At 35.7% G+C, this 12,185-nt stretch carries 8 protein-coding genes; 4 read left to right on the top strand and 4 right to left on the bottom strand.

The window, feature by feature from the left end:
- Together Q0A18_RS03190 and Q0A18_RS03185 are read left to right on the top strand one after the other, a co-directional pair.
- The coding region (locus Q0A18_RS03190) for a SusC/RagA family TonB-linked outer membrane protein (RefSeq protein ID WP_292008725.1) at nucleotides 1-2,843 on the top strand (2,843 nt) is incomplete at its 5' end.
- 13 nt (nucleotides 2,844-2,856) lie between these two features.
- On the top strand, nucleotides 2,857-4,332 hold the full coding sequence (locus tag Q0A18_RS03185; RefSeq protein ID WP_292008724.1) for a RagB/SusD family nutrient uptake outer membrane protein: 1,476 nt from the start codon (nucleotides 2,857-2,859) through the stop codon (nucleotides 4,330-4,332).
- Nucleotides 4,333-4,498: 166 nt separating this feature from the next.
- On the opposite strand, the gene Q0A18_RS03180 is transcribed toward Q0A18_RS03185, so the two are convergent.
- The 3 genes from Q0A18_RS03180 to Q0A18_RS03170 are packed head-to-tail and all read right to left on the bottom strand — an operon-like array spanning nucleotide 4,499 to nucleotide 9,685.
- On the bottom strand, nucleotides 4,499-6,943 hold the full coding sequence (locus tag Q0A18_RS03180; RefSeq protein WP_292008723.1) for a TonB-dependent receptor: 2,445 nt from the start codon (nucleotides 6,941-6,943) through the stop codon (nucleotides 4,499-4,501).
- Between the two features lie 28 nt (nucleotides 6,944-6,971).
- Complete coding sequence (locus Q0A18_RS03175; protein WP_292008722.1) at nucleotides 6,972-8,459, bottom strand: trehalase family glycosidase; 1,488 nt, start codon at nucleotides 8,457-8,459, stop codon at nucleotides 6,972-6,974.
- Nucleotides 8,456-9,685, bottom strand: a complete 1,230-nt coding sequence (locus Q0A18_RS03170) for an MFS transporter (protein ID WP_292008721.1) — start codon at nucleotides 9,683-9,685, stop codon at nucleotides 8,456-8,458. Before Q0A18_RS03170 ends, Q0A18_RS03175 begins: the two co-directional genes overlap by 4 nt.
- A 123-nt stretch (nucleotides 9,686-9,808) precedes the next feature.
- Here Q0A18_RS03170 and Q0A18_RS03165 point away from each other — a divergent pair, with 123 nt between their 5' ends.
- The gene (locus Q0A18_RS03165) at nucleotides 9,809-10,672 is read left to right on the top strand and encodes an AraC family transcriptional regulator (RefSeq protein WP_292008720.1); all 864 of its coding nucleotides are present in this window, start codon (nucleotides 9,809-9,811) and stop codon (nucleotides 10,670-10,672) included.
- A 100-nt stretch (nucleotides 10,673-10,772) separates the two neighbouring features.
- On the opposite strand, the gene Q0A18_RS03160 is transcribed toward Q0A18_RS03165, so the two are convergent.
- A complete protein-coding gene (locus Q0A18_RS03160) occupies nucleotides 10,773-11,327 on the bottom strand; it encodes a thioredoxin family protein (RefSeq protein ID WP_292008719.1) in 555 nt (184 codons plus the stop codon).
- 152 nt (nucleotides 11,328-11,479) lie between these two features.
- Between Q0A18_RS03160 and Q0A18_RS03155 the strand changes: the two genes are divergently transcribed.
- The gene (locus tag Q0A18_RS03155; RefSeq protein WP_292008718.1) at nucleotides 11,480-12,076 is read left to right on the top strand and encodes a TetR/AcrR family transcriptional regulator; all 597 of its coding nucleotides are present in this window, start codon (nucleotides 11,480-11,482) and stop codon (nucleotides 12,074-12,076) included.
- The last annotated feature ends 109 nt before the right edge of the window (nucleotides 12,077-12,185 follow it).

The raw sequence follows: 12,185 nt of genomic DNA, 5'->3' as shown, positions 1-12,185 counted from the left end.
TATGTTATATGGATGATAAAATACGTATTTTAAGTATCGGGGTTTTGTTTTTTGTGGGACAGGCTACATTCGCACAATCCATAAAAAAAGATACTGTTACTAAAGAAAAAATGATAGATGAAATCGTTGTAACGGGTTATCAAAAAAAGAATAAAGATGAAGTTACCTCTGCAATAACAGTGGTATCAGGAAAATCTCTATCTAATTTTTCTTCTTCTACAATGGGTACAAATGCTTTACAGGGGAAAGCCGCCGGGCTTGATGTATCCGCACTCAATGGAAAGCCGGGGTCTGGCTCTACAATAAGAGTCCGGGGTCTGGGTAATATTACAGCTTCTGTGGGAGCTTCCAATCCCTTATTTGTAATTGACGGGTTCATTGTAGGGAATGATCAGAGAGCTCAGGATGTCTTTAATTCTATCAACCCTAGTGACTATGAAAGTCTTTCAGTTCTTAAGGACGCTGCGGCAGCTGCCATCTATGGATCTCAGGGTGCCAATGGAGTTATCGTCTTAACAACCAAAGGAGGAAAGACAGGAAAACCCGTGATTACATTCAGTTCCAAAGTAGGATTCTCAGAAAAAATTAAAGATAAAAATTTTCGCATGATGAATGCGTCAGAGAAACTTGATTATGAAAACAGAATGTATGGTTTGGGAATATCTGGTTATGAGCCGAGAACAGCAGAAGAAACTGCTTCAGACCTTGCACAGGGTCATAACTGGCAAAATGATATCTTAAGAAAATCATTTACTGAATCTTATCTGATCGGAATAAGAGGTGGTGACAAAAAATCAAAATACGCTATTTCATTAGGTTATGATGCAGACAATGGTATCATCAGAAATATTGATGCTTATAAAAGATATACAGGTAGAATAAAATATGATACCAATCCTACTGACAAATTAAGTATAGGAGTTTCTACAGGCGTTAACTACACAACATCTCAGGAGATAAGGGACAGAAACAATATCCAGAATCCCATCAGGGCTATGTATTCTTACAACCCTTACGAACCTGTATATAATTCAGATGGTTCCTACAATCCTACACAATTGGGATTCCCTATTTTAGAGGCACTTAAAAACAATCCTCAAAATACCAACTCCCTCATTTTTGACGGAAATATATATGCACAATACAAATTTTTAGAGGAACTGACCTTTAAAACACAGTTAGGAGGCTATTTCAATAATGTAAGAAATACCAGTAAAGTTTTAAGAGGTTCCTTTTTAGATAATGTGTTAGGAATAGACGGAAGTGTTGCAGAAACCAATCAGAACCGTTTCCGATACACTAACTCCAATACACTTAATTATGTAAAAACATTTGGCAATCATCATTTTGATTTACTTGGTTTAGTAGAATATACCGAATATAAAAACGATTATATTAGCGGAACTGGACGAAGTTTTTCATCTCCGACACTGAACGAACTGGATAATGCTTCAAAACCTTTTGCAATTAGAGGTTACGATCAACTATACAGAACTTTTTCTTACGGAGCTTTTTTAACCTATGATTTTGCAAAGAAATACATTGTAACAGCTTCAATAAGACAGGATAAAGATTCCAGATTCGGAAAAAACAATGTCACCTCCGAACCCTTTTGGTCATTAAGCGGCGCATGGAATGTTACCAATGAAAACTTCCTAAATGACAGCAGTATTTTATCTCTATTAAAGGTCAGAGCTTCAATTGGTACAAGAGGCTATAATAATATCGATTTAAATATTAATAGAGTATTAATGTCAGGCGGAATAAATGGTACTTATCCTACGATTTACACTAATGCAACCTATGGCAATGACAATCTGAAATGGGAGGTCACTAAATCTCAAAACTATGGTGCCGAATTTGGATTACTAAAAAACAGATTAAGAGGAACTATTGATTATTTCATAGATCAGAAAAAAGATTTCATTTTATCCGTTCCTAACTATAGTTCCGAAGGAGGTGCCTACTCCACTAATATTAATGCAGGTAACTTAAGAAACAAGGGACTTGAAATAAGTTTATCAGCAGACATTATAAAATCTCAAAATTTCACATGGAGTGTACGTGCCAACACCAGTATAATGAGCTATAAGCTACTTAAACTAAGGGAAGGTGAAAACCAGAGAATTATGGATATCAATATTCTTAAAGAAGGATATGAACCATTTAATTTCTATTTAGTAAGAAGTGCGGGCATTAATCCTGATAATGGAAATGAAATATATTACACAAAAGAAGGCGGTACTACAGAAATTTACAATTCTGATGACGCTGTTCTTATTGATAAAAAATCTCCCCTGCCTAAATTGTATGGAGGATTCGGTACCAGTTTAACCTATAAAGGTTTTGACCTTCAGGCAGACTTTAGTTATAAGTCAGGAAACTACACTTATAATTACATGGCTCTTAATATGTTGAACTACGTCAATGGAAACACGGGGAATATGAGAACGGATGCCGCCAATTACTGGACAACGCCGGGACAGACCGATGTTTTACCAAGACCTGGTAATAATTCAAATGCACCGGGTGGAGCTACAGGTTTAAAAACAACCGACAGATTTTTACAGGATGCTTCTTATATAAGATTAAGAAACCTAAGTATCGGATACACCTTCGATAAAAAGACCTTTGGAGAATCCTTGCCTGTTAATAAGATCCGACTTTCTTTAACCGGACAAAACCTTATTACCTGGACAAAATTCGAAGGAGATCCCGAAGTATCTGTAGGTTCAGGAGAAAATCAAACCGGAGCGGGACAAACTTTCATTAGTGGGGCTTATGCACTATATAGCTATCCTGCTGTAAAAACATTTCTACTAGGAATAGAAATAGAACTTTAAATTTAAAACAATTATGAAAAGAATATTCACTCATATTTTCTTAGTATCCTCTCTCTCTTTTTTTTCACTTCAATGCAGTGATGAAAGTTTTGATATTTCACCTAATAATCAGGATACTCCGGCAACTATCTTCACTACTGAAGCCAATTACAGATTGGTTTTAGATGGTGCTTATGATGCTTTTAAAAGTCCCACTTACTATAATGGTGATACCGGAAATTCTATTATTCTCGGAGATGTATTGGCTGATAATCTTATTCTCAATCCTCAAGGGAGGAGAACAAATAAAACAGCCTATGAATGGGCTTATACTCCACAAACAGACGATGTAACAGCTTTATATTCCTCTGCTTATTTTGTTATTTCCAGGGCTAATTTGGTTTTAAATAATCTAGATAAGGTTCCTTACACCGATTATATGAAAAATATTGAGGCTGAAGCAAAAGCAGTGAGAGCCATCGCCCATTTCGATCTGGTAAGAGCATATTCAAAAATTCCGACTCAAAGCAGTGATGCTCCTTCTTCTCTGGGGATAGCTTACGTAACAACTTTTGACCCTAATATCAAACCATCAAGAGATGCTACCGTAGAGATTACCTATAATAAGATTATAAAAGATCTGGAAGAATCACTTGCTAATATTAATTCAGACAACGGGAGCATTGCAAGACTTAACAAAACATCAATTTTGGGTTTTCTGTCAAGAGTCTATTTATATAAAGGAGATTATAGTAAAGCTATAGAATATGGAGAACAGTGTATCACTGCAAGTGCCTCAGTAGGGACCTTAAGTAATTTCGTGAATATATGGAGAGATGCCTCCCAGGACGGAGACCTATTCATCATACCTAACGCCAATGTGAGTGACGATAACGTAACAGTAGGAGTTGCTTACAATCAAACTTTTCCGGGAAAAGGAATCCTATCAGAATACAATATCAATTATGATCTGTTTCAAAAGTTTAATAGTACAGATATCCGAAAGGAAGCTTATGCTTTAACATCTAACTACAATACAACTTCTTACAACAATGTAATAAAACACAGAAAAAGAGCTAGTTCCAACACATTGAATGTTGTAGATATTAAATTTTTGAGAACTGCGGAAGTTTATCTTAACGTTGCAGAAGCATATATGAAAACCTCAGCTGTAAATTCTGCCCGTGCTCTTGCTTTGCTTAACATATTAAGAGCCCAAAGATATTCATCATACACAGCAGGTACGGAAACAGGAACAGATTTATTAAATGCTATCTATAATGAAAGAAGGCTTGAACTTGCCTTTGAAAATGACAGATTCTGGACTCTTAAAAGGTTAGGACAATCCATTGTAAGATCAGATTATGGATCTGCAGCAGACGGAAGTGGTACGGATGCACCAATCGGTGCTTTAAAAACTCTACCTGCGGGTAATTTCAGATTTGTACTACCTATTCCTCAGGAAGCCATCAATTTAAATCCAAACATGAAACAAAACCCCGGGTATTAAAAACTAAAGACTGCCTGTTAAATTATGGCAGGCAAACTCTTTATTTTTAATATACTTTAAAAAGCCGGAGGTATATTTTATAATAATTAAGTACCATTTTAAAAAAAGTTTATTGAACAATGTTCAATAAACTTTTTTGATTATAATATATAAAAAATTAATGCACTTAAAAATCTAAAGTAATGGAGCCTCTCACAGCTGCTCCCATAATAGGTCTTGCCATTCTTATATCCGTAGTTCCTACCAATGGAGATCTAGGGTCTCCTTCTGTTATTCCGATAGTATTGAAAATATTGGTAGCATCAATAGCAAAGCGAATTTTCCCTAACTGATAAGATGTTCCCGCTCCGAATTCACTGAAAGACGGCAAAATATTATCATCCGTATTCGCCTCATTCTGAAAACGCTTACCGTAATAATTATAACTCACATAAGCTCTCCACTCCTTAGTAATATTTACTGCAGGTGAAATATTGAAATAGAACTTCGGAATTCTTCTTACCTGATTTCCATCATAATCAAAAGAGGTTCCATCCGCATTCATTCCTGTAAAGTTTTTATACTTTGGGTTCTGGAAAGTCCCGTTGAAACTTACTTCCAACAGATTATTAAACAATCTGGCAAACCCTTCAAGCTCTACTCCAATATTGGAAGTATTGGCAAATTTATTTTCAGAAGTACCGTCAGAATATACATCTGCAAAAGAAAGGTTATTAAGTGTAGAATAAAAAGGAATTACAGAGATATCCAGGTTACGTGTATAATACTTATATCCTAATTCTAGTTGGTTAGTTTGGACTGGTTTTATCTGGCTTAAATCAGCAATATTATTATAATAAGTTTCTTCATTCGGAGATCTGAATCCATGAGAAAAACGTGCATATACTGCATTCTGTCCATTAATTTTGTAGTTAGCAGCCAATGTATAGGACACCTTATCAATATCATAATTCCAATAGGTAAACTGATTGCCCAGTACACTCATATTATCATCAGCTGTCGTCGTTGCAAAGCTATGGGTACCATCAGTAGTTAATCCTGAATTATCAAGATTAGCTGTAGTTGTATTAACTGCATATCCTTTATAGTAATCACGGCTATATCGAAGTCCTGCATTCACACTCAGCTCTTCTGTAATATTATAATCCAGATTCAAATAAAGATTATTTAAGCTTCCCTGGATCTGAGAATTCCTTACCAAGAAAGACATATCCGTTACTCCGTTATATGTTTTAGAGTATCCTACATCTGTTGAATTAAGGGAAGTATCTACTAAATTTAACAATTGTGGTTTATCAGTCGCTGTAGTAAGAATGTTACTCCAGTTCCAGTACTGATTTGATTTCCAGTTTGATTTATAAAAACCGGCAGTAATATTTCCTTTATCGAATTTATAGCTAAACTGTAAATCATTGATAAAATTATCCATCTGCTTATCAATCGCCCAGAAGCCTAGTTTCTGTACATATTGAGGATTTACAACCTGCCCGCTTCCCACTATAGAATACTGATAGTTATCTCCTGATATTCCTGTACTGTTGGCAAAATCACCTGCCAGCTGCGGACCTCCGGAAGGAAATATCCCAGTATAGCTCATATTAATATGGGTATACCTTGTTTTATTGAGAACACTGAAATTATTTCCAAGATCATATTTAAACTCTGCTCCTACCACATCCACTTTCGGATGAATACCATCTTCCAGGTTTCTGCTGAAGAAACCTCCTCCCGCCTGCGGAATATTAAGCTGGCTGATTGCCCTGTAACTATAAGTACCATAATTAGCATCAAAGCCAGGAAACTCTTTCAGGCTGTTCCCATTCTGGATTAATGGAATAGGCAGATAGAAAGTATTTCTATCATCCAGTTTTTTATAATATATTTTTGCATATCCTTTGTCAAAAACATATTTCAGGTTCATTCTGATCTGTCCTCCGTTATTGGCTTTAAAACCGGTTTTTCTGATTCCGTCATCCGTTCTGTAAAAACCTCCGATATTAAAGAATAATTTATCCTGGACCAGAGCACCTCCTACATTAAGATCGGTACGCATCAATCCGTAAGTACTTGTTTCAAGTTTTGCTACTCCTCTAAAATTGTTAGTTCCTTCCTTTGAAATAAAGTTAATTAACCCTCCTGGTGAATTGTTTGCATAAATAGACCCTGAGCCTCCTCTCAAAGCTTCCAATCTGCTTACCGTATTATCCACTCTAAAGAAATTATCTGCATTGGCAAACTGTAATGCTCCATCTTCAAATACAGGAAGTCCATCTTCCTGTACCTGTACAAACTCATAAGCTCCGGCTGAAGGAATTCCTCTTGCAAAAAGGTTATTCCCGACTTCTCCCCCTGAAGTTTCTACCGCAAAACCAGGCACCCTCTGTAATAATGCCGCAGCGCTTATAGGATTCTGCTTTTGAATTTCTTTGGCACTGAATGTAGAAATAGCAGTACTCGACTCTATTTTTTTCTTAGGGTTTGAATTTCCGGTGATCACTACCTGATCAATGGAAGCTGTCCTTGTAGAATCCTTTTCTACTTCCTGCCCATATACATTATTAAAATAAAGGGTAGCAAGGCCAGCCATAAAGAAAATCGATCTTTTTTTCATATCCATATAGTTTTAGTTTTAATTTCTTTTAAGATTTTTTGAGCTTTAAATACACTCCATTAGTCCATCCAAAACCATCCTGATTAGGGTATTCTCCACCTCCGGCAATTGTTTCTGTATCCTGGGCATTATACTTTTCCATCAGTTTACCTGTATTATTATATACCCTTTCAATATTAGAACACCAGTTGTTTTTGACAGCTTCTGCTAAGGATGTAAAACCATATTTTTTAGCCCCCACATATCCAAGCCATTGATAGGGAGCCCATGCGTTTGGAAGATCCCATTGCTGTCCGGATTGTTTCGTAGTAGTAACCAATCCTCCCTGATATAAAAACTCATCAGCAAGGATCTCCGTAACAGCTCTCGCCTGTTCTTTACTCGCCAGTCCCAGGAAAAGAGGATACAAGGTCGCAATATGCTTTGATTCTGTCTGCATCTCTTTCCTAATATGAAAATCCCGGTATATTCCGGTATGCTCATCCCAGAAATAATGATCAATACCTGATTTTCTCTGATCTGCCCTTTGCTCATAATATCTCTTTTTTTCAGAGAATCCCTGAAGCTCCGATGCTTTAACCAATGTTTTTTCTAGGTGCCACAATAAACAATTCAGGTCGACCTCAGCAAGGTTGAGCGTTTCTATCTTCTGAATACTGTGACCATCCGAAAACCATCGGCTGGAAAAATCCCATCCGGATTCACAGGCAGCTCTAATATTTCTGTAAAATTCATCACTTTCTGAATTTTCATGATCTTCAATATCTATAAGATAGCTTTCGGGACGAGGATTGTTTTGAGAATCATAATATCTGTTCAGGATATCACCTTCTTTCGTTCTCACCACTCTTTTACTCTCAGAACCATTTCTTAAGTCTTGCTCACCATCCATCCAGAAATTATATTCTTTTTCCAATGTATCATAATACTCACTGTATATTTTTTCATCATTTGTGGTTTCAGTAAGTAAATCAAGCATCAAAGAAAAATAAGGGGGTTGGGAACGGCTCAGAAAATGAGTTCTGCTCGCATTCGGAACAAAACCGAATGTCTGAATAAGATAAGAGCAGTTTTCAACAATATTTTTCATCATTTGTACTCGCCCCGAAACTTGTAATCCTAACATTACAAAGTAGCTATCCCAATAAAAAAATTCATTGAAACGTCCTCCGGGAACTATATAAGGTTTTGGGAGCTTCAGAAGTGTGCCTTTCTCTTCTGAAGCCGTATGAGTGAGTTCATCCCAAAGTTTTTCAATATGCTCTTCTATAGGCAGTATATCTTTTCTATGAGTGCTCTCTTCTTTTTTTATAAAATCAAAATGTGACAATACAAATGATTTCAGATCAAAACCTTCGTTGTGTTTTTCTTGGTTGTATTTCTTATTAATATCAGATACAGGATACAAGGGTATCGCATCTGTCATTGTTTTTTGGTCGTCAAAAATTTTTCCCCGCTGAACATCATCAAAAAGAGATGTTATATCACTCAGGTAAAATTGATTGTTTATTTTCATTGATTAGAATTTATTTTTAATCTGTTCATTATGATAGCCGATACAAAAAGCATTGTAAGAGGTATCAGTGATAAATAAAAAGCTCTTTGTCCGCTGAATTCCTGAAATACAAAACCGGTAATCATGGAACCTAAAGTCCCTCCTATGGCAGAAAAAACAACGATAAGTCCTGACATGGCACTGTGTAAATATTTAGGAATAGAAGCAAGAATGACGGAGTTGATACTTGGATAGATCGGTGCCAGCAGGCCTCCCATAAGAGGAAACAGATAAACAACCGGAGGAGCATTCAGCCAGGTTGTACCTGCATTGATTTCTGTTTGATGCGTTAAAGGCAGGATCAGTAAAATACTGATCACAAAACCTATGATACAAAAGGAAACTACATAAATCCAGCTGAACTTCTTAGAGAAAAACCCGGATAGGAATCTGCCTAAGGCAAAAGCTCCTGCAAGAACAGCACCCGCCTGGATACTCATAGAGGTTGGTACTTTTAATATTTCTTTATAAAAAGTAGGAGTCCATGTCTGGAAACTCTGCTCTACCAGAACAAAAAGAAAAGCACATATGAGAAAAAACAATACTTTTTTATAACTGAATAAACTGAGGCTGTTCTTAAGATCACTCAACATATTCGTATTTTCATTCTTCAGACCTTTTTCATCCAGCTGGGAAAAGAAAAGGAACAGAAATGACAACAAAGACATTCCTCCTAATACCCAGTAGACATTCAGCCATGCAGTTGATCTGGCATCATGATCATCTATAAATAAACTGAAAAGTACATTCCCCGCCAGTACTCCAATCATAAAGAAGCCTTCAAGGAATCCCATAAAACTGGCATGTTCTTTATCGGTATCAGTAACCAATCCTATGGAAGTAAAAACAGAAATTTTAATCAGTCCAAAAGCAATTCCGACTACTGCAAAAAGTAGTTTAAAAAACCAGAATGCGTTGGAAAAAGGCATTACAAAACACATCACACTCACCATCAATAATCCGATAAGCATTGAATTTTTAATCCCCATTCTCGGTAAAAATGAAGCCAGAATAAAGGAACAGATCGCAATAGGAAGATCTTTAAATCCTTCCAGAACACTTGCTGCCGATTTTGAAATCCCAAAGTTCTGCTGAACCTGTAGAATGACTGTTCCTACAGAATTAAGGAGAATGGCAAAAACAAAATAATTTAAAAATAAAACTACCTTTATATTGAAATTTTTCATTAAAATAATTTCTTGATGGCTAAGATAGGAGCATTCAACTTAACGTTAATTTAACGTAATAAATCAATATTTGAACTATATTAATATAATTAGTATTTTAGTAACATAAAATAGATTAATTTAATGAAAGTTAGTTTTGAAAGGGTAATCCCTAATGAGAAAAGCTCTTTTCGCACTTTACACATGACTGCTCCCATTTCGGAATTTAATTGGGCCTATCATTATCATCCTGAAATTGAATTGGTATGTATCATTGCAGGAAGCGGAACAAGGCACGTGGGTTATCACAAAAGTAATTACACAAACGGTGATCTTGTTCTTATCGGGTCCAATATTCCACATTCAGGATTTGGACTGAACTCCACAGATCCCCATGAAGAAATCGTTCTTCAGTTTAAAGAAGAGATTTTCCAGTTTCCTCCCGAAGAAGTGGAAGCACGTTCCATTAAGAACCTTCTGGAACTTTCCAAATATGGAATACTATACGGAACAGCTACTAAGAAATTAATACTTCCCAAGCTTCAGAAACTGATGGAAAGTGACGGTTATAAAAGGTATTTATTACTGTTAGAGATCTTATTTGAACTCTCAACATGTGAAGATTACTCATTATTGAACAATGAGATCATGCCTTATACCATTATTTCAAAAAATAAGGCAAGGTTAGAAAATATTTTCACTTATGTGGAAAATAATTATGATAAAGAAATTCCTATTGAAGAAGTCGCTAAACTTGCTAATCTCACCCTTCCGGCATTTTGTAATTTCTTTAAGAAAGCGACCCAGATCACTTTCACTGAATTTGTAAACCGATACAGAATCAATAAAGCCTGTCTTTTAATGGCTCAAAACAAAAGCATTTCCGAATGCAGCTACAGCTGTGGCTTTAATAATGTAACTTATTTCAACAGAATGTTTAAAAAATATACGGACAAAACACCTTCCGAATTCATTAAAGATTATTCCCATAACGAAGTTAATATTTAAAAACACGTGAATAAAAATAGGCTAGAACCCTTCAACCGCAAGAAAATAAAAAAAGCCATCCAGTAATTGAACAGCTTTGTCTATATTTTTTTAATATTAATTATTTCCATTTAATATTACATCCCATACTTGGCCTCTGAATTTCCTCCTGGGGCTCCTCTGATAAAAGATTCTCAAAAGCAATAATCAGATCTTCTCCTGTAACATCCTTACCATTTCCCGGTCTCGAATCATCCATCTGCCCTCTGTAAATCAGATCCAGCTTTTCATCAAAGAAATAAAAATCAGGAGTGCAGGCTGCATCATAGGCTTTAGCTATTGCCTGACTTTCGTCATATAAATAAGGAAAATCAAACCTCTTTTCAATCTGAAATTCAATCATCTTCTCAGGAGAATCTGCCGGATATTTCTCCACATCATTAGCATTGATTGCAATAAACTCTATTCCTCTTTCATTATAATCCTCATAAAGCTCATTAATCTTATCAATGACATGAAGCACAAACGGGCAGTGATTGCACATAAAAATCACAAGAGTTCCTTTTTCTCCTTTCAATTCATCCAGTGACTGTATTTCGTTAGTCTTTGAAGGATTAGGAAGCTCAAAAAAAGGTGCTTTGGTACCTAAAGCCAACATATTAGAGGGAGTATTCATATCCTTTATATTTCTTTGACAGCAAAGATAAAACTTCTTTTAAAACTGCACAATTCAGACGGTAAAACTTGATAATATGTTAAATTTCAAATATTATTTGGAAGTTATTCTTAAAACTCCGTAGCTTTGCTAACACTGTTAGTAAAAATATCATGGGTCTACATGAACGCCGACAAAGAGAAAAAGAATCCATCCGTGCAAATATTTTGCAGGCAGCTTTCGGTTTGGCAAAAACAGAAGGCTGGGGAGCTTTATCTATCAGAAAAATAGCTGATGCTATCGAATACAGTGCTCCTGTAGTGTATGACCATTTTGAGAATAAGGAAGCGATCTTATTTGAAATTTCTTTAAACGGCTTTAAACTTCTTCACAACGAATTGGTAAAAGCAAAGAAAAAATATGATACTCCCGAAGAGCAACTTACTGCCATTGTAGATACCTATTGGAACTTTGCATTTCAAAACAAAGAATATTATCAATTGATGTTTGGGTTGGGAATGCAATGCAGTGGCAAAGGACAGATGAAAGAGGAAATCTCTTCATTTCAGGATATGATCTATGATTGTACCTATCAGATTATTAAGAAAAACGGCTCTGCTCCGGAAAATGCATGTCACATGTCCCATGCACTTTTCTCTGCCGTTCACGGATTGATCTCGATCATGATGATGCGTAGATCTGACATCCCTGAAACAATGAATAAAACAACCCTTGATGAAACGGTTGCAGGATTCATTAAGTCTTTGTAAATTTTTTTTGAACTAATTATTAACACTGTTAGGAAAAATAACATTGAATATTAGTTCCTTAATCATTAATTAAAATAAACTAAAATCTAAACAAATGAAAACTCATAAT

Source organism: Chryseobacterium sp. (assembly GCF_022712095.1).
GTDB lineage: Bacteria > Bacteroidota > Bacteroidia > Flavobacteriales > Weeksellaceae > Chryseobacterium.
The sequence above is the reverse complement of the archived record's forward strand: the minus strand, read 5'-3'. Positions and strand labels throughout refer to the sequence as shown.

Excerpts from the sequence above, each read along its gene's own strand:
- Q0A18_RS03185 (WP_292008724.1), top strand. The coding sequence starts at position 2,857 with ATGAAAAGAATATTCACTCATATTTTCTTAGTATCCTCTCTCTCTTTT.
- Q0A18_RS03180 (WP_292008723.1), bottom strand. The coding sequence starts at position 6,943 with ATGAAAAAAAGATCGATTTTCTTTATGGCTGGCCTTGCTACCCTTTAT.
- Q0A18_RS03160 (WP_292008719.1), bottom strand. The coding sequence starts at position 11,327 with ATGAATACTCCCTCTAATATGTTGGCTTTAGGTACCAAAGCACCTTTT.
- Q0A18_RS03175 (WP_292008722.1), bottom strand. The coding sequence starts at position 8,459 with ATGAAAATAAACAATCAATTTTACCTGAGTGATATAACATCTCTTTTT.
- Q0A18_RS03155 (WP_292008718.1), top strand. The coding sequence starts at position 11,480 with ATGGGTCTACATGAACGCCGACAAAGAGAAAAAGAATCCATCCGTGCA.
- Q0A18_RS03170 (WP_292008721.1), bottom strand. The coding sequence starts at position 9,685 with ATGAAAAATTTCAATATAAAGGTAGTTTTATTTTTAAATTATTTTGTT.
- Q0A18_RS03165 (WP_292008720.1), top strand. The coding sequence starts at position 9,809 with ATGAAAGTTAGTTTTGAAAGGGTAATCCCTAATGAGAAAAGCTCTTTT.